This window comes from Citrobacter sp. MGH104 (assembly GCF_001034485.1).
GTDB classification, from domain to species: Bacteria; Pseudomonadota; Gammaproteobacteria; order Enterobacterales; family Enterobacteriaceae; genus Citrobacter; species Citrobacter freundii.
The window spans coordinates 3,488,507-3,507,151 of record NZ_KQ089818.1; the positions used below are offsets into that span (position 1 = coordinate 3,488,507).

Genomic DNA, 18,645 nt, shown 5'->3' on the forward strand with positions numbered 1-18,645 from the left:
TTACCCTTCGAAGAACCAGTACCCGCTGTTGACCAGCGCGGCAAGCATGGCAAGGAAAGAAGGATCTTCCAGCGCATCCTCAAAGTTCTCAGCCGTCAACACAATATGACTGGCCAGCGCTTCCAGGGCAGGACGATGCGGTGAATCAATTTTCTCACCGTTAGCGTAGACGTCGTCGCCAATACGCAATACACGCAATCCGCCCAGACGCACTAACACATCACCTTGCTTCAGGGCATCGTAAATTTCGTCTGGCTGATATGGTGGCTCCGGCGGGGCAATATCCAGTTCATGACGAGACTGAGAAATAAACTCGCCAAACCACTGCTGGAAATGTTCTGGTTGATTAATCAGCCCGAGCATCATTTCGCGCAGCTTATCCATCTCCTGCGGCAGAACGTCGGCCGGATGATCGCGTGGCGGCAGGTCAGGATCGCTGTAATAGGTACTACCCAGTTCACGTTGTAAAACGTAATCGGCGAACCCGCTGATCAGCTCGCGAGTGTTTGGCGCACGGAAACCGACCGAATAGTTCATCGCGTTTTCCAGCGCATAACCTTCGTGCGGGAATCCCGGTGGAATGTACAGGATATCGCCGGGTTCCAGCTCTTCATCGATGATAGCTTCAAACGGGTCGACCTGAAGGAGATCCGGGTGAGGGCAGTGTTGTTTCAACTGCAGTTTTTCACCTACGCGCCAGCGACGACGACCTGTTCCCTGAATGATAAATACATCGTACTGATCCAGGTGCGGGCCAACGCCGCCGCCGGGGACAGAGAAAGAAATCATCAGGTCGTCGATGCGCCAGTCCGGTAATTCACGGAACGGGCGCATCAGCGCGGCAGTTGGCTCGTGCCAGTGGTTGACCGCCTGCACCAGCAAAGACCAGTTGTTCTCGCCAAGATGGTCGTAGCTTTCGAAAGGACCGTGGCTAACCTGCCATTTTCCGTCCTGGTGGCTGACGAGTCGGCTGTCGACTTCGCTTTCCATTGCCAGTCCAGCCAGTTCGTCAGGAGAGAGAGGATCAATAAAATTGTTAAACCCGCGTTTTAAGACCACCGGGCGTTTCTGCCAGTGGCGTTCAAGAAAATCGGGCCAGTTAAGTGTGAGTTGGTATTCCATAATGAGCATCCCGCAGGCTGGTATCTGCAACCGATTATAACGGATACTTAACCTCAAGCGTGAAGTCAGTACATATTTATTACATGCGACGATTACTCGTCTTTCTGGCCCGGCTGCTGGCGACCAAAAATAACTTCCATGCGCGCACCACCCAGCAGGCTATCACCGGCAATAATCTGCCCGTCATACTGTTCGGTGATTTCTCGCGCCACCGCCAGACCGACGCCTTGTCCTGGACGTAGCGTATCTACGCGCTGTCCACGGTCAAACACCACTTCCCGTTTGCTTTGCGGAATACCAGGACCATCATCTTCAACCAGAATATGCAGCTGATCCTCAGACAGTTGCGCTGAAATCTCGACAAACTCCAGACAATATTTACAGGCGTTATCCAGTACGTTGCCCAACACCTCGACAAAATCATTCTGTTCGCCCACAAAGCTGATTTCAGGTGAGATATCGAGATTAATGTTGACGCCTTTACGCTGATACACCTTATTCAGTGCCGAGGTCAGTTTATCCAGCAACGGCGCGATCGGGTGCAGTTCGCGGCTGAGTAGGGCACTGCTGCCACGCATGCTCGCGCGATGCAGGTAATAACCTATCTGTTGGGAAATACGGCTGATTTGTTCCAGCATGACAGGCTCTGCGTCGCTGACGCTCATCTTTTCATTACGCATTGAGCGCAGAGTACTCTGCAATACCGCCAGTGGTGTTTTCAGGCTATGGGTGAGGTCTGTTAACGTGGTGCGGTATTTGTCATAACGCTCACGTTCGCTTTTTAACAGCCGATTGAGATTACGAACCAGGCTGGTCAATTCGCGTGTGGTGGCGGGGTTTAGCATCTCACGATGATGTTCCTCAAGCTCACGGACTTCACGCGCCAGCGATTCAATCGGCCGCAGGCTCCACCACGCGGCCACCCATAACAGCGGAATGACCAGCAACAGATTGGCGACCAGCACATAAATAAACCAGCTCCAGACCATATACGAGCGCTTTAGCTCTATCGGAATGGTATCGACAACCACAATGGTCAGTTGCGGCATTCTGGCAGTAGCAGGATAGACGTTTACCGCCACGGAGTGGGTCATTTCGGCGTCGTCGTCATCTTCTCTGACTTCTTTTAACTGCTGCTGCGCGGAGTGATCTTCGCCCAGCAGGGTGCTGGTAGCGTCTACGTTGGCTTCAATCTCATGAAATCCGTTGGTTTTTAGCCAGTCCGGTTGGATACTTTTCGTCAGCCAGGGAACATTGCGCTGCGCCCACAGAAGTTCACCCGCTTCATTGTAAATCAGCGACATTGTTGGGCTTTGCATGTCGAGGTTCTCGGGCAGCTCGATGTTAATCTTGCCGTTTTCCCATTTCGCCAGGGTATAAAACAGATTACTTTCGCCCCGCAGCAGGCGGAACGTTGTCTTATCAAAGCTGACGCTATAGCCTACCAGGGCAACCATGCCGTAGGCCAGTGAAAGCACCAATACCACGCCCGCGGTGGCCAGTAAAAAGCGCAGCCGCAGCGATAACGGGAAAAAATGACGCAATAGTTTATTCATTAGCGCAGTTCGAAAAGATAGCCTTGTCCACGTACGGTAGTGATCACCTCATGCGGATACTGCGCCTGAATTTTTTTACGTAGACGCCCCATCAGGACATCAATAGTGTGACTTTCGCGCAGCTCGGCATCCGGATAAAGCTGCAACATGAGCGAATCTTTACTGACCACTTTGCCATTATTACGGATGAGAGTTTCCATAATGGTATATTCAAACGCCGTGAGCTTGATAACCTCATCATTGACGGATAACTCGCGTCGGGAGAGGTCCACCTGAAAAGGCGGAAGGGAGATAATTTGCGATGCCAGACCGCTGTTTCGCCGCATCAGTGCCTGCATGCGTGCAGCCACTTCTTCGATGTGAAACGGTTTGGTGACATAATCGTCAGCGCCTGCACTGAGAACTTCCACTTTGTCCTGCCAGCCTTCGCGCGCGGTTAATACCAGAATTGGCAGCGAAACCTCATTACTGCGCCAGCGGCGGATTAGCGACAAACCATCTTCATCGGGGAGTCCTAAATCAACGATCGCGATATCCGGCAGATGCTCATTCAGATAATAGTCCGCTTCCTTCGCATCTTCTGCATCATCCACCTGATGCCCTAAATCCTGTAACTGAACCTTGAGGTGGTGGCGTAATAAAGCATTATCCTCGACAACCAGTACGCGCATCATCGTTTCTCCCTAAAATAATGGTATAAATAGTTTAACGCTGATTATGTGGATTGAAAGCAGCGCTATGAAATTAAATAACTTTTCTCATGCTCCCCTGCCCGTGGGGGCGCCCTGGGGGCAGTGCTGTTGGCATCTGATTGTTCAGCATGTTGACCTGATCCTGGTTCATGTCGCCAATCCACTTGGAGTAAACCTCGTACACCATGCGCGCATCTTCATGTCCCATCTGACTCGCTATGAATGATGGGTTCGCTCCGGCCATCAACGTCCAGCATGCGTAGGTATGCCGTGACTGATAAGGATTCCTTTCGCGGATATTGGCAAGTTTAGTGCCTCGCTTCCAGCTATAGGCAATCGAGTTCTTGGAGAAGTAACTGCCTTTTTTTGACGAATATGCTGTTGGTGAAAAAACGAAGCGAAGAGATTGCTGCTCAGTTTTTCCGATCTCCCGATGGTGAAATCGAATTTCTTGCTTCGGATTAGCGCCGGTGACTTCGTATTGTTCCTTCAGTGCATCCAGAGCAGGTTTAAGCAACGTTATCGTCCTTATTCCGGCATCTGTCTTAGGGGGTACAAATACTCGCTTATTCGTCAAACTTCTGGATACGTGGATTTCACCTTTTACCAAATCAATGTCTTCCCATGCCAGGGCGCATATCTCGCCCGGCCTCATCCCCGTATGAACGGCAACAATGATGATTAATGCTTGGCTACGGGGAAGGGCGGCTATCAGTGCCTGGTACTCATGAAGTAAAAGTGGGTCGGGATCATTTTTAGATAACTTGAGTCGCGACACTCCTTCATAAGGAGCATGCAATATAAACTGGCTTCGGTTTGCGAGCTTAAGCATTTCTGATAAAACTGCCATCTGTTTATTGACTGTTGAGGGCGCGCGGCCCTGCCTGGCCAGATTCGGCATTGCCGGGTTAATAATTGTCCCGGTTAATAACTCCTTTCGGTAATGCAAAATATCGGCATGCTCAATATCTACCAGACGGGTATTTTCTCCGATTACACGTAGTAACGTATTTACGACCGAAGTAAGCGATAGCAGTGTTGCACCAGATACCTCTAAGGCTTTGGTGTCTGTAAAAAAATCACTCAGTTCTTTAAACGTGGTGATTTTTTTGGTTGTGATGAACTTCTTAAGCGCTTTGGATTCCGGGAAACGTTCCGCATAGTCGAACTTACCGAGCTGTATTTCACTTGTTATGAGCGCACGAAGATTTCCGGCTTTTTTGATGTTGCTGCTGTTAACCGTCCAGCCCCGAAGGACTTCGCGGCAACGTTTGCCGCGATAGGTAAATGTGATCCGTATTTTTCCATTATGCAGCTCAACGCCGGTTGGAAAGTCCATCATGCTTCCTGTACTAATTGGTTAATCTTTGGATAGTTGTACCAAAGCAGACCTTTAGAATTGTCAGTTTCCCCGAGAGCTGTCAGATGTTTGAAATGCACGCCTTCGATCCACAAATTCAACCGATAACTTTTAATTTGTCTTTCAGACAAGCCGGTCTTTTCTGCTAATCGCGCTTCAACCATCCACTCTTCATTAAAAATTAGCTGCGCCATGCTTACCTCACAGGCAGCAAGCCGAGTATAAACAGGCCTGCCGCCTTACACTGATAATTCAATATCAACTCACCTGTCCAGGCCGCGCGCGCAACCGATGCATACCTGTCATCGCCGTGGCCACGTAGCTCGCCTTACGGTTAACCACCTCAACCCAGACCTTCACGCCTTCAACTCTCACCGTGTATGTCTCCTTCATCTTGCTCCGCCCGTAGTCACCGTAGCGTTCGTGATGAGTGGCCAGAGCGATATCGCATGCCTGGCGCGCTAACGGGGATTACTGATTGCCTCGGTTAATCAGTCGCATTACATCTCCTCAATGGGAGGGCGAACCCTCCCAAATCTGTTAGCCCACGTATTCCGGTTTCATATCCGCCAGGGTGATACTGAACTGATCGTGCAGCTCGTCGCCCAGATGACGTTTCGCCGCTGCCAGAACTCGCTCAACTTCCCCGAAACGCGTTGCGGCATCCGGCTCGTCCGGAGATGGTAGGGAGTTGATGGCTGCCTCAACCTTGTTACGTGAATCAACCAGGTAATAACGTTTCACCGCCTTGTTCTTCAGCTCAGTGAACAGGGCTGAACCCAGCGTAACTTTCGCGCTTTCGATATCAGCGCGCAGTGCTTTGGCGCTATCAACATCCTGAGCAGCATCGATGCGTTCGCGGATATCATCAGCCAGTGAGTCGATATTTACCGACGATTCCTGTGCACTTTGTGTGGTTGTGACAGTGTCACCTGAAATATCAGACAGACTAACGTGTTGCACTGGAGCAGGGTTAACTTCTCGCTCTTCACGGCGATCATCCAGTTCATCGGGGGTATACACGCCGAGAATTACATCCGGGCAGAACAGTCTTGCCCAGCGTTTAACTGCGAGATAAGCGAGTTGCTGGCGAGGGTCGTCAGCCCAAAGCGTTGAATTACGAGTCCTGGCCTGTGCCAGTAACAGGTCAAGTTCTCTCGGTTGATCTTCACCTTTCAGCGTTGCGCGGATGATGATGCCAATGCCCGTTTCGTCAGCAAGGGTCCAGCCAGGAACACGGTATTCTCCTTTGTCTCCTTTGTCTCCTTTGTCTCCTTTGTCTCCTTTACGAATCTGGAATTTCCCGACTACTTTTTCCCATGGCCCGTACCACTCATATTCAAAGCGGTTTGCCAGCACGCCGCTGCGTGAAATCACGGCATTTACCAGTTGCGCCTCGTATCCGAGAACGCCGTTAATCAGGTGCGTTTTCTGTGCTACGGCAAAGGGATTCATCTGCCATTGTGCCGCCTGCATCGCTACTGCCATGCAGTCAGCCTGATTTCCCTGCAGGTGTCTGGGGACTGTCGCCGCACCCTGCGCCATAATTTGAGCAAATGCGCTGATGGCGTTCAGATACTGGGAATCAAACAGGGCCACGTTGGAGTTAATTACGGCGTTCTGGTCAGCTACAGTTACGTTAGTGTTTTGCATATTCATTCCCCTTATGCCTGAGTACGCAGCGCTTCAAGGCGGCGCAGGTCGAAGTCGTTCAGTTCGTCGGTGTAATCAGCGGTGATCGGCGCTGGCCATTCGCCAGTGTCAAAGCCGGTAGCGATAGCGCGCATCGACTTGCGGTACTCGAGCATGCCCAGTTCCAGTAGTTCGGCGGAAGCCTCGATGATGGCGATCCAGTGGTAGTTCTCGTCTTTGTTGACGAAAATCCAGAAGAACTGGTCCAGTGCTGCGGTCTCGCAATACATAGCCGCGCTCAGATGGTAGTCACGGTCGATGATTTCGCGGTGCAGTTTGGCGCGCAGGCCTTCCTGCTTAATGTTCCACATGCTGATGGTTTTCAGGTCGGCGCCGATGCGCACCCCGTCCAGATCGATTTCCAGATCCGGGCGTACACGGACTTCGAGTCCGGTTTCGTCGTCAAAGCCGAAGTAACTCACCTCGACGGCTCGGCTCGGGTGGGTCAGCAGCATGCCAGCGGTCGGGTGTGCCAGAAGAGCTTTTTGAATATCCAGCGCGGTGCTGAGTTGCTGGCGGGTGACCAGTACTTTCCCTTCCGGGTTATCGCGCCAGGCATCTAGCAACTCGTCGGCAAACACGGCATCTGGTTTGACTGCCTTCACGGCCTGGATCATGTCTGCTTTGGTACCGGACACTTTCAGTGGCGCCGGTTTCTGTGCTTCCTTAGCCACAAGGTCAGGGTTGATGAGTGCCAACTGCTCCAGCAACGCGTCACGGCTGCCGCTGGTTTTAACCGGCGTCGGCAGGGTGGTGTTGTACTCTTTGATGCAAACCTTCATTGCCGTCGCCGTCTGCTTCTGGTCACCATCAATACGCTGGAAGTCAGCTGGCAGCGCCATATAGTTCTGCGCCGTTTCTTCCAGGTTAGCGCCAAGCGGAACCTGCGGCGGCAGAGTGGCGTTGTACTCTTCCAGTAACACCTTAATGTCGTCGGCAGACAGCAGTGCCGGCAGGCTGGCATTGTGCTCATCGATAAAGGCGCGCAGGGTCGCGGCCGTTGTGAATGCGCCTTCCGGGATTACCGGTTCAACGCTGAATTCTGCGTCCAGTTGTTCAGGCTGCAACGCCAGCGCATGCACCAAGTTGCCCATGTCCAGCACCGCGGAGCGCTCTTTGACGATGGTTTTCTCAACGTGGCGCGCATTGAAGTACATCAGCGACACACGGGCATCTTTCACCTGAGTTGAGCTGATGGCGTTTGCTGCGTGATAAACATCATTCGGCAGACCTTCGTAGCGGCCAGGCTCGAAGTAAGCCGGGTATTCAATTACTGGTTCTGCTTGCTGTTCTTCCAACGCTACGGAATCTGTCTGCGAATTAGCTGCATCAGTGCTTTCGCCCGGTGGTACCGAACCAACATCTTCGTCTTTCTCTGGCTTAGCCGTTTCCATCTGCACATTGCTGGTGGTCTCCGCTGTGTTTTCCGTTTTTTCGATTTCATTTGAGGTGGTATTGATGACCGGATCGATATTTCCACCCATCAGGCCACCGATGGAGAACACGCCACTGCCGAGATTTTCAACCTGCGGTTGCTCAGTTGGGGCTTCAGTCTCAACTACAGGAGTAGGCAACGGCAGTAATTCCACAGCAGAGTTAAATTCAGCCGTCATGGTTTTATTCACAAACTCAAGATGAGCCGCTGGCGTGTGGTGGATGTTTTCTGGTGCGATGCGGATCAGATTGAAGATTGCCGCACGGTTCACCGCCAATATGCCTGGTTGATTGCGTAAGATTGCGCTCCATGACTTCCATGGTTCTTCTTTCTTAGCCACGATTTCTTTGGCACGTCGTAACACGCTCGAAGGAATTTCGAAGTGGTGGAAGTCCATAGGCAGCAGGGCACATGCGATCTCAAGATCGAGAGTGTCCAGAGTGTGATGCGCGCCTTCACCGCGATCCGTTACATAGCCGCCGTCGGCATTGATACCAGAATCGGTGCGTTGGACATTACTGATGCGACTTCCTGCTGCCCACTCGCGAACGAGAATGCCGCGGTCAATATACTCAGTCGTCGCCCAGATTCTGGTGAATCGGAGAACCAAAGCGAGTTCGTGACGCTTTTCCTGGCTGAACACTTTGCGAATGGCGTCGGTATAGCGCCACAGGTCTTTGGTGTCGTAACCCTTAACCTCTTCGCAGTTTTCTGCCGCCAGCAGCAGGTTCTGGACATAGCTGTTGTCAGTGTCCATCTCCAGCGCGCTGATACCTTCGTATTCTTCGCGGGTTAAGTGGTGGCGCAGTTCGTCGGCGGTGAACTGGGCGAGTAGCTGCTTGCGGAAGGGCATACGAACGACTGGATAACGAGTGGTTTCGTCATCATTCTCGTCAATCTGGATACCGTTATCAGGTTCTGGATCCTGATCGGTTGTAACGCCGGTTTTGCTGGTGCTTTCTGATTTGAGAAGAGTAAGCTTTCCGCTTCTCCACTCTTCAACTAACTGATTGCGGTCGCCGGCATCTGCTCTCGCCCAGTCAGCCATGAATGCAGCGATAATTTCAGTTTCGTGCGCTTCATCTGGAGCGAATACCTGCTTAATCGCCTGAACCAGTTTCCACTCAGCGTTCAGGCTGAGTTCGGCAACTTCAGGGATATCGTTCTTCGCCAGCAGCAGGTTCTGGAGATGGGTGTTGCCTTCATCCAGTGACATTTCACTAGCAGCCAGCTGCTGCTCTTTGCTGATATGCGTCTGATATTTATCGCTGGTTAGGTGGATGGCATAGCGGACCGCTGGAGTGCGGTTTTCAAGCGGGACACTCTCGACGGTAGTTTCGACATTAAGGGACGTTTCCGGTGCGGCAGAGTTGTACACGGGGCCAGTCGACTCAGCACCAGCCTTTGGCAGCCAGGTGCGTCCATCGTCCTGCAGTTCGTAGCGTTTGCACCAGGTGTAATCCACGGTGCTTTCTTCCGGGAGGTCGCTATACACCGGGAAATCGGTGCGAACCGGTTTGGCGTAATCCTTACCGCGTCCGGTTTCAATACCGGCATCTTCCAGCTCAACATCGAGCTGCAGGTTGGCACGGGCTTCTGATTTCGCAGTGAACCAAATCACTGCGTCTTCTTTGCCGGATTTCTGCGTAGCCTTAACGACATAGAAAAATTCCATGTGAGATCCTCTTTTTTGGATGTAAGATCCCCGGGCCAGAGAAAGCGCCCATTGGGTGAACTTTGGTTTTTTAAGTAGTTTTCCGGTGTAACTTTGGTCGGGAGCACCGGACGTACGGGCCGCCTTGCGCGGCTTTTACGTTATGCCTCGTGTGCCATCTGGTCGTACGAAGCACAACGTTTAGAGCAGTATTCTTTTTCTTTGCGCGCCAGCTGTGCGCCGTTGCGATAGAGAAGGGTACTTTTGACTACTTCTTCCGATTTAACCGGATTGCCGCAGTACCCGCATTTCGTTGAGTTACACATCTGGATTCCCCTTTTGCGCCAACAGGTAGCACAGGCGGCGAAGAATCACTTCGAACAAGTTAAGTTTTACGGCTTGCTGCCGTCCTGGTTTGCGTGCGAAATCAATCATTCTCACCCTCGTTTGCCTTATCGCCGGCCAGCGGAACGTTTACACCTGATGCGCGTTAATCTCTCCACCTCATCCGACTGTTCATGTGCCGTCGGCGGCTACTTCGTGGGCGTCCTGCCTTGGTGGTTCGTAGTGCGTCTTGGTGAATTCATTAAACACAAAGTTTAAAATCGTGTCAACATAATGAGTATTCCATAATAAACAAAATGTTTAGTTCGGGTAAGGAGTGATGCATAATTTGCGGGGTTGGGATAAAAAAAATCCCAGCGAGGGCTGGGATTTGGGGTTGTTTACACTTGCATGATGACTACAAAACTATCAATTTTGAGCGTTGTTTACCCATTCAGGTAGTTTGATAAGAGTGAATCTTGGTTTTCCTTCACCGATAGTCTTTTTAGAAAATGTTGCTCTGGCCTTCACACCGAGGTGTAGGTTGATAACATTCGGGTCTTCAATGGACTTGTCGATTTTTGCTGTTTTTATCTCGGTAAAACCTAGTTCAATAAATTCACATTGGCGTTTATTTGGAAGAGTGCCTAAGAAGAAAATATCTGCCTCGATAATCTCCTGTTTTATGTTATCACTACCTAGTTGCTGATAGGTATTCTCCAACTGTTTTGGCTCTCTAAATGAGATGCTATAGTTGTTATTTTTTAGAGTAAATACTGTTTTATTTTCATATAGATAATGAATGAATCCCCTGATTTTATCTAAGGCTCTTTGATCTAGTTCTTCAAGGGCATCGGAGAGCTTTTCATTATCACCATCTAAGCTTGCCTGTAAAATCTGTTGTGTCTTTTCTAAAGCCTTAGAAACAGGAGTTTGTTCATCAAAGCCCAGCGGTGCATCTGGTCTGAACTCCTCTAAGACAAAACCAAAAGACCCCCTGGCAGCTGCTGTAATCATTAAGTGATTGTTTTCTATATTCGGCACTTTACCCGATGATGGAAGCGGGCCATTAAATGCGCTTGCAACATATGCAATTGCATCATTGAAAAATGAGAGTGCTTTTGTACCGAATGATGCAGAAATACCATGAGTCCCCATTACTGTAGGACCTTTGAATGTAAGTACTGCACTGGTTGGCTCGTGTTCTAACAGGTTTGCTTCTGAGATAATACTCTCTACTTTCTTTAGACGAGTTTCTAAGCTTCTTCTGCTTATGGAAGAGCTTTCTGGTGTGCTTTTCAATAGGTTGCTAAGTTGTTCGCGTTCACTGAGAGCGAACATATAATCGTTACGATTCATTGTTTCCCTCCTCAGCCTCACTTGCATTAAGTATAGTTAACGCAACAACATCGAGTTGCGGGTTTAATGGGATTTGGATAAACCCCTTCCATGATAAATCACGTTTATGCGCCCACATACTGTACCAATATACAGTCCTATCGACAAGGTAATGACCTGGTGCGTCAAGTCCCTCATAGTAAGAATCTACAAGGTAATTTTTTTTAACATACTCATGATCAAACAAGTCTGGATTTCGATTTATTACTGATGAATCGTCATCACCAGGGAGAAATTTGAAAAAAGTAACAACATCGACGTCATTGGGTGCGCGCCGCTCAGTAAGCTCAATATTCTCTGTAAAACTCCCGTCAACCCACTGAAATCCATCTGTTAGCCCAACCTGACTCAAGCATGAACGGTAAGCCAAAAACCCCTTAAGAATTTTTCTTCGCGTTGCTGTAAGAGCAAACATGTTAACAAAATTCACTATATCCATCACGTATGGAGAGCGTGCGTGGCTGGTTGGGTCAGCCTCGTCTATTGGTGGAATCACTCCCATCGAATTCCAAAGTGGGGTGGTCAATGTAGTCAATGGCGATCCTTTAAAATCATTCTAAAATCGACAAAATTTCAACTTCAATTCATTGATTTTTATTGAACTATTCTAGCTTCGTAATCCGACCCTTCATGTACTTCTCGTACAGAGCATCTAGTTCTTTCAGACGGAGCGACAACACTCGAAGGAAATTCTGTTTTTCTTCATCGTCGGGAAGTTGTCGGTAGAGCTCGAGTAGTTTCCGTTCATCATCTTTTAAACCGTCCTTCTCATTGACCTCTTGGCCAAGGACCCACTCAAGACTCACCCCAAGCGCATCTGCCAGTTTTATCGCCGAGCTTTTCCCGATAGTGCCGCGCACGAACCAGTTATTGACCGATTGAGCACTGACACCGCAAATGCGAGCCATGTCTGACTTGGTCAAATTCTTAAGCTCAAGGATCTCGTTGAGCCTTTGCACTTGCGGATGATTAATCTGATGAGTTTTTTCTTTCATAACAGAATTCTAAACCAAAAGTTTATTAGCTCAATATTCAAAATGTTGACATTAAAATAAACATTTAGTTTAATTTGATGGTTACCATTGGAGTTAACTATGAAAGCAATTGATAAAGCCATTACTAGAGCAGGAACCGCAACCCGGTTAGCAGAACTGCTGGAAGTTAGTGCAATGACTATTAGTCATTGGCGGAACCGCTATAAGGGGATTGTTCCCGCCGATCGTGTTCTTCGAATATACAACGCCACTGGCGTCACCCCACACGAGCTGCGCCCCGACCTCTATCCAAACCCAACTGACGGTTTACCTAAACAGGAGCCTTAACAATGCAAACTGTTTCATTTCAACAGAGTAGCAGAGCTTCCTCTAATTCACTGATATTCCAGTGTCATCAAAGCGAATCGGCAGTGAAGGATATCGATCATCGCGATATCTGCTCAGCGGTACGAGCTTGGGCAGCGGCAGAAGGGCGCGTAGCTGTTGCGCTTCAAATCCAAGAAGCAGCTGAAGAACTTCAAGTTGTTGGCGTGGATTTTTCAGGCCAGGCCGATGTCTGGAACGTGAAGTTGTTCCGTTGGCTGGATAACAAAGAAGACTCCGCATTGTACCGAAAAAACGTCGAACAGCTGGTGCCCGCGATCATGTCTGTATTACCACTTCGATACCGCGACCGTGTCGTAAAGAACGACTCGTTTGACTACCGGATGGCTAGGTTGGAAAAAGAGGTGAGTGAGGCGAAGCAAGCTCTGATGCTCGATGCACCGAAGAAGGAAAAGCTGAAGGAGTTAGGCGAGGGGATTTTCGAAATGTTCAGAGTCGACCCTGACCTAACGGCGCCTTTACTGGCGATGGTCACAACCATGCTGGGGGCAATGTGAAGACTTCAGAAAAGGCGAAAGCCGGTCTGCGCTAACAGAACCGACTTTCAGGTGCAAAAACGGAGTGTAATTGCGGAGCTAAGTATGTCAAACACAGCTGAAATTATCAATTTCCCCCACAGAACCGAACAACCGGGAGGTCGTATGGCCGACCTGTCGAACGGGTATACCAAGGTCGCAAACGAGATCCAACAGCTCAAACCGCGCCTGAGATTGTCAGGCCGGGAGTGGCAGTGTTTTGAAGCGGTGATCTGGCTTACCTACGGCTGGAACAAGAAACAGGACCGCGTTACGAACACGGTGATTGCCGAGCTTACAGGGCTGAATGATTCCCACGTTTCTGATGCGCTCAAATCGCTCGCAGATCGCAAAATTATCTTCAGTCAGAAGCAGGGTGTGATGAAAACGGTCGGTATAAATACTGACCTTTCCGCCTGGATTTTAGACAAACCGAAAACGGGAAAAGCCTTCCCGAAATCGGGAAAAGTTTTACCGAAAACGGGAAAAACCTTCCCGGAAACGGTAGACACCCAAGACGATAACAAGAACAATAATAAAATATCCTCGTCTCGGAATTCTGACGAATCCCGAAACCAGAAAACTCAAAAGTTTCTCTCTCGCCATCCCGAAGCTGCCGCCGGGATATACACCCCGGCAGGTAAATCATGGGGATCCGCTGACGACCTCAAGGCAGCCCGCTGGATTTACGACAGGCTTCTCACCGTCAACGCATCGCTATCCGAGCCAAACTGGGCTGAATGGGCAAACACAATCAGGCTGATGCGTGTCCAGGACAATCGCACTCACTACGAAATCTGCGACCTGTTCCAGTGGGCTAACCGGGATGAGTTCTGGAAAGACAACATCCTAAGCCCTTCAAGTCTGCGTAAGCAGTGGGATCAACTCACTACCAAACGGCTGCGCGCAACCGGAATGGTAAAACCATCCCGGGGCGGCATTGACCTGCATAACACCGACTGGATTGACGGGGTGCTGGAATGAAAAACCTCGCAGAGAGCATTCGCAATTTTGACCGGGAAGAGGCTCGCCGCGTGGCACACAACATGCCTGAGCAGTACACCGAACGCGAACAAACGCAGCAGGTGGCGCAGATTATCAACGGGCTTTTCGTACAACTGGCGGCCGCGTTTCCGGCAAGCCTGGTTAATCGAAGCCAGGAAGACGTGAACGAGATCCGCCGGCAGTGGGTGCTGGCCTTCAAAGAAAACGGTATTACCACCCTGGACCAAGTTGAAGCCGGGATGCGCATGGTACGCCGTCAGGAGCATCCGTTCCTGCCGTCTCCGGGCCAGTTCATCAAGTGGTGCAGGGAAGGGCGCTGCGTGCTGGGGATCACCACCGCAGACGTGATGGCTGAATACTGGAAGTGGCGCAAGCTGGTGTTCCGCTACCCGGGAAGTGAGCACTATCCGTGGCCAAAGCCGGTTTTTTACCATATCTGCCTCGAGCTACGGCGCCGCGGAACTGATGGCCAACTGAGCCAGAAAGAGCTTGAGCGTGAAGCCAGCGACATCTTGGATATGTGGGAAAAGAGGGTGCTGTCAGGAAAGCCGATCCCGCCTGTTCGTCGGGCGTTGGCGGCTCCTGTATCGCCGAAGGGGCCTACACCAGCCGAGCTTTTGAAAGCTAAATATGAGCGGATTAAGGCTGCTCTGATTTAACAATCTGAACTATGAAAGCTTTAGACATTTTGCAGTTGAAGAGCAATGGAAGGTACCTATGTTGTACATATTTTCAAAGCAGCGAGGTTATGTCTACTAAAAAACTTACGGTGGCTAAGTCCAAGATAATCTTCAGATGTGAACTTTTGTGAACGATGGCTTGTTAGAGCTTTTCGCGTAACCTTATGTTGCTGGAATGAATACAAAAAAAGCAAATCATAGCAACTTAGTCGGTCGCTATAAACCGTCTAATGGCTATTAGGATTGAAGTCATAGGTTTGATGTTTTATAATGACAAAGTCCTTTAGCGTTCAGACGGTTACGTCTAGTCGGGCGATAAGCCAGACTCAAATTTATTGGTCGGATTCGTGGTTGCGGTAGTTGTTCTCCGCAGCCGCGATTAGCCAATCACGGCTGCGGAGAACAACCACCGCATCCTTTAGTAAAGGACAGTGGCAAGCCTGTCTCAGGCTTGCCACATTTTACTAGCTTTAAACAACTGGAGGGGCCTCATGCATTTAAATCTTTATGCAAAATTGGATGGCGTCCAATCATTGACTCGGAAACAAATTGATAGTTTCTTAGCTAATGCCCCTGATAAATACAAAGTTTATAGTATCCCCAAAAGAAGCGGCGGGGAACGAATTATCGCTCACCCAGCAAAAAGGTTGAAACAATTCCAATACCATATAGTTGATATTATGGAAGAAATTTGTGAAATACATCCTTGTGCGATGGCATATACTAAAGGTAAGAGTATAAAAGAGAATGCTTTTTCGCACGCCCATAATCAATATATATTAAAATTGGATTTTTCAGATTTTTTTAACAGCATTACACCTGAGATGCTATTTAAAGCATTAACGGATAATAATTTGAATGTTACTAAGGCAGAAGAAAGGGTTCTTTCAAAATCTCTTTTTTGGAATAAATCCAAAACTGTTAATTCAAGATTGGCTTTAAGTGTTGGAGCTCCTAGTTCTCCTTTAATATCAAACATTGTTATGTATTCATTTGATGCCTTTTTTGCTAACTTTTGCAAACAACATGGTATTCATTTTACCAGATATGCTGATGATTTAACTTTCTCTACCAATATTAAGGGCATTCTTTTTAAGATTCCTGATATAGTTAGGAAATACTTGAATGAGTATTATAAAAACAGCATAACTTTAAATGAACGTAAGACGGTTTTTACCTCTAAGGCTCATAATCGTCGAGTTACAGGGATTACAATAACACCCCTCGGAACTCTGTCATTAGGGAGGGAACGGAAAAGATTAATTTCTGTGCTTATTCATAAATATACGCTTGGCATACTTGAATCAGATACATTATCTTACTTGCAAGGAATGCTTGCTTTTGCTTTTCATATTGAGCCGGCCTTCTATGAAAGCATGAAACGAAAATATTCTTCCGAAACTATATTTAACTTAATGCCTATTAGGAAAAAAAATGTTGAATCAACATCCTAAAATCCAGAAGATTATTCGACTTGCCCAGCAAGGTGATGTGGTTGCGGCATTCCAAATACATGATTATTTCAAAAAAGGTAAGTTTGTTGATATAGATCTTCAAATAGCTGAGCAATATTTAAATATTGCGCTTGATAATTTCAAAAAGCAAGAAGTACATTTATCATCTCTTTCGTTACTTAATTTCAGGGGTATTGAGCGCCTAACTTATCAGATTAAAAAAAATCAAGTTATTATTGGTAATAATGGTGCCGGTAAAACGACTATTCTTGATGCTATTTATTTGTGCCTTTCATGGCTTGTTCAAAGGATTGTCCATGTTGGAGGTAAAGGCAAGGAAATTGATATGAGCGATATTACGGTCGGTAATCAAGATGGATATAGCTCTATTATTGCAGAATTAACATTAAACGATAAATTTAAACCAAAAATTGAATTGTGTGAAGCTATCTCCGGCAGTGCTGTGGGCAAAAAGAGCTATTACTTGGAATTCAATAGACTTGGTGCTTTATATAAATTAGCTTGCGAAAAAGATATCAGTTTTGAATTGCCTGTATTTGCATATTATGGGGTAATGCGGTCAGTTGACGTTTCATCGAAAGATTTTACTGAATTTGATGATACAGCAAATATTGATTCATCTAATCGATTTGATGGATATAATGGCTGTTTGTCGGGTAAAGCTGATTTCAAGAGTTTTTTCCGTTGGTATAAAAGACTTGATGATCAAGTTAAACATCAAAAAAGCAATTCGATAGATTTAGATTTAAAAATAGTATCAGAATTGAAAAGTATTGATTTCAGTGGTGATAATTCAAAACAAAATTTATTAGATATTATCAATAGGGTTCAAGAGCAGCAGAACCAAGTTTCGAAATCTTGGGCGTTAAAGGCTCAAGAAATGGTAAATAATATTATTCCAAGCTTTATGGATGGATTTAGTGATCTTAAAGTAGAGTTAAATCCTTATTTACACATATCGATAATAAAGAATGGAAATAAATTAAATATTTTACAATTATCTCAAGGTGAGAAATCTCTTATTGCTCTAGTATTTGATATAAGCCGTAGAATGATGATACTTAATCCTCATTTAGACGATCCATTTAAAGCTCATGGCATTATACTAATCGATGAATTGGAGCTTCATTTGCATCCTAAATGGCAGAGAAATGTGCTTAATAGCTTAAACTCTATATTCCCTAACTGTCAGTTTATTATATCAACCCATTCTCCACAAGTAATCAGTGAAGTCAAAAATGATAATATATTAATTCTTGAGAAAAATAACAGAGGTAAACTTAGTTACTTTTCACCTAAACAATCTTATGGTTTAACTTCTAATCAAATTCTCAACGAACTTATGGACTCGGAGGATATTAAGTTAGATAGAGCACCAGAAATACAAGAAAGGATTGACCACATTTTTAAATTGATTGCAGATCATAATTTAGAAGATGCAAAATCTGAAATTGAAGAATTAGAACATGATATTAACGGTGAAATTCCGGAATTGGTTAGCGCGAAGTTTGATATTGATATGTTCGGATGGGATGAAAAATGAAATCAATTGTTAAAGGTAGAGAACCTAGAACTTTAACAGAATATCGACTGCAAAATTCGGAATATGATGGCCCTGGATTTTCTCCTGTTAAAAATGATATTAAGTCGTCACTTCTTGCTGAGCAAGGATATTTATGTGCTTACTGTATGGCAAGAATATCAGCGGATAATATGAAAGTTGAACACTGGGCATGTCAAGACCGTTATGGCAATCTTCAGTTAGTGTACTCAAATATGTTGGGTTGTTGTAAAGGAGGAGAAGATGCGGATAATGAAAGAGGTTATGATAAATTAACGTGCGATAGTAGAAAAGGAAACTTAGATATTAAATTCAACCCAAGTAATCCACAGGATCATATAGGTAGAGTAATCAGCTACGATGGTAATGGGGTTGTTTTCTCGAATGATGAAGAATTTAACTATCAGATAAATAATGTCTTAAATCTTAACAAAAGCCGTCTAAAAGATAATAGAAAGGAACTACTGCAAAATATACGACATAGACTCGATGAAAAACCTGGCAACAGAACCAAGGCAGAACTTGGTAAGCTACTTTCGGCCGTCAATAGTGTTGACGCACTTGGTAAGTTACGGGAGTATTGCGGATTTTTGGCCTTTTATCTTGAGGAAAAAATAAAAAAGGTTTGAGTGCATTATATGATGAATGTCGCATTTTAACTTTAACCTGGTTATATCTTTGACCAATTGATGAATAAGTAGAGATAATGACAATGGCTTTTGATGACAGGGGTAAAAAGATTATGTCAAGTTTCAGATGAAGCCTGTTTTTAAAAAACTACATAATATGGTTTTCGT

18 protein-coding genes and 2 pseudogenes are annotated in these 18,645 nt (G+C 47.0%); 7 read left to right on the forward strand and 13 right to left on the reverse strand.

Translation table 11 applies throughout. The annotated features are described in order from the left end of the window. The 13 genes and pseudogenes from roxA to SK34_RS16440 all read right to left on the reverse strand — a co-directional run bounded on the left by roxA (position 1) and on the right by SK34_RS16440 (position 12,228). A complete protein-coding gene (gene roxA, locus SK34_RS16385) occupies positions 1-1,122 on the reverse strand; it encodes a [50S ribosomal protein L16]-arginine 3-hydroxylase (RefSeq protein WP_003030786.1) in 1,122 nt (373 codons plus the stop codon). A gap of 92 nt (positions 1,123-1,214) precedes the next feature. Beyond that, positions 1,215-2,678, reverse strand: a complete 1,464-nt coding sequence (gene phoQ, locus SK34_RS16390; protein WP_016150060.1) for a two-component system sensor histidine kinase PhoQ — start codon at positions 2,676-2,678, stop codon at positions 1,215-1,217. Then, the gene (gene phoP, locus SK34_RS16395; RefSeq protein WP_003030783.1) at positions 2,678-3,349 is read right to left on the reverse strand and encodes a two-component system response regulator PhoP; all 672 of its coding nucleotides are present in this window, start codon (positions 3,347-3,349) and stop codon (positions 2,678-2,680) included. The genes phoQ and phoP overlap by 1 nt, the downstream gene beginning before the upstream one ends. A gap of 73 nt (positions 3,350-3,422) precedes the next feature. Continuing rightward, entirely contained in the window at positions 3,423-4,709 is a 1,287-nt protein-coding gene (locus SK34_RS16400; protein ID WP_048233483.1) for a site-specific integrase, read from the reverse strand. Further along, positions 4,709-4,924: an excisionase family protein gene (xisR, locus tag SK34_RS16405; protein WP_042309077.1), complete on the reverse strand. Its 216-nt coding sequence runs from the start codon at positions 4,922-4,924 to the stop codon at positions 4,709-4,711. The genes SK34_RS16400 and xisR overlap by 1 nt, the downstream gene beginning before the upstream one ends. A gap of 64 nt (positions 4,925-4,988) precedes the next feature. Then, a pseudogene (locus SK34_RS24080) lies at positions 4,989-5,231 on the reverse strand (DUF4060 family protein). A 39-nt stretch (positions 5,232-5,270) separates the two neighbouring features. Beyond that, entirely contained in the window at positions 5,271-6,383 is a 1,113-nt protein-coding gene (locus SK34_RS16410) for a RecT family recombinase (protein WP_048233485.1), read from the reverse strand. A gap of 11 nt (positions 6,384-6,394) precedes the next feature. Beyond that, positions 6,395-9,532, reverse strand: a complete 3,138-nt coding sequence (locus SK34_RS16415) for a RecE family exodeoxyribonuclease (RefSeq protein WP_048233486.1) — start codon at positions 9,530-9,532, stop codon at positions 6,395-6,397. 140 nt (positions 9,533-9,672) lie between these two features. Further along, positions 9,673-9,837 carry a YdaE family protein gene (locus tag SK34_RS24990; RefSeq protein ID WP_048233487.1) on the reverse strand — a complete coding sequence of 55 codons (165 nt, stop codon included), beginning with the start codon at positions 9,835-9,837 and terminating at the stop codon, positions 9,673-9,675. Continuing rightward, positions 9,830-9,985 (reverse strand): annotated as a pseudogene (locus tag SK34_RS24995) (hypothetical protein); the annotation flags it as partial. The gene SK34_RS24990 and the pseudogene SK34_RS24995, both read right to left, overlap by 8 nt. Before the next feature lie 279 nt (positions 9,986-10,264). Beyond that, positions 10,265-11,194 (reverse strand): hypothetical protein, encoded by a 930-nt coding sequence (locus SK34_RS16430; RefSeq protein WP_048233490.1) that lies wholly within the window; start codon positions 11,192-11,194, stop codon positions 10,265-10,267. Then, a complete protein-coding gene (locus SK34_RS16435; protein WP_197081267.1) occupies positions 11,184-11,768 on the reverse strand; it encodes a DUF6932 family protein in 585 nt (194 codons plus the stop codon). The genes SK34_RS16430 and SK34_RS16435 overlap by 11 nt, the downstream gene beginning before the upstream one ends. Positions 11,769-11,835: 67 nt before the next feature. Next, positions 11,836-12,228 carry a helix-turn-helix domain-containing protein gene (locus SK34_RS16440; RefSeq protein ID WP_028016004.1) on the reverse strand — a complete coding sequence of 131 codons (393 nt, stop codon included), beginning with the start codon at positions 12,226-12,228 and terminating at the stop codon, positions 11,836-11,838. A 99-nt stretch (positions 12,229-12,327) separates the two neighbouring features. Here SK34_RS16440 and SK34_RS16445 point away from each other — a divergent pair, with 99 nt between their 5' ends. The 7 genes from SK34_RS16445 to SK34_RS16475 all read left to right on the forward strand — a co-directional run bounded on the left by SK34_RS16445 (position 12,328) and on the right by SK34_RS16475 (position 18,477). Next, positions 12,328-12,555 carry a transcriptional regulator gene (locus SK34_RS16445; RefSeq protein WP_028016003.1) on the forward strand — a complete coding sequence of 76 codons (228 nt, stop codon included), beginning with the start codon at positions 12,328-12,330 and terminating at the stop codon, positions 12,553-12,555. Positions 12,556-12,557: 2 nt separating this feature from the next. Continuing rightward, positions 12,558-13,109 (forward strand): toxin YdaT family protein, encoded by a 552-nt coding sequence (locus SK34_RS16450; RefSeq protein ID WP_048233495.1) that lies wholly within the window; start codon positions 12,558-12,560, stop codon positions 13,107-13,109. An 84-nt stretch (positions 13,110-13,193) separates the two neighbouring features. Continuing rightward, positions 13,194-14,111 (forward strand): replication protein, encoded by a 918-nt coding sequence (locus SK34_RS16455; RefSeq protein WP_048233497.1) that lies wholly within the window; start codon positions 13,194-13,196, stop codon positions 14,109-14,111. Next, a complete protein-coding gene (locus SK34_RS16460) occupies positions 14,108-14,791 on the forward strand; it encodes a replication protein P (protein ID WP_048233499.1) in 684 nt (227 codons plus the stop codon). Before SK34_RS16455 ends, SK34_RS16460 begins: the two co-directional genes overlap by 4 nt. Positions 14,792-15,303: 512 nt before the next feature. Beyond that, the gene (locus SK34_RS16465; RefSeq protein WP_048233501.1) at positions 15,304-16,266 is read left to right on the forward strand and encodes a retron St85 family RNA-directed DNA polymerase; all 963 of its coding nucleotides are present in this window, start codon (positions 15,304-15,306) and stop codon (positions 16,264-16,266) included. Beyond that, the gene (locus SK34_RS16470; protein WP_048233503.1) at positions 16,247-17,830 is read left to right on the forward strand and encodes an AAA family ATPase; all 1,584 of its coding nucleotides are present in this window, start codon (positions 16,247-16,249) and stop codon (positions 17,828-17,830) included. The genes SK34_RS16465 and SK34_RS16470 overlap by 20 nt, the downstream gene beginning before the upstream one ends. Next, on the forward strand, positions 17,827-18,477 hold the full coding sequence (locus SK34_RS16475; protein WP_048233505.1) for a retron system putative HNH endonuclease: 651 nt from the start codon (positions 17,827-17,829) through the stop codon (positions 18,475-18,477). Before SK34_RS16470 ends, SK34_RS16475 begins: the two co-directional genes overlap by 4 nt. Positions 18,478-18,645 lie beyond the last annotated feature (168 nt).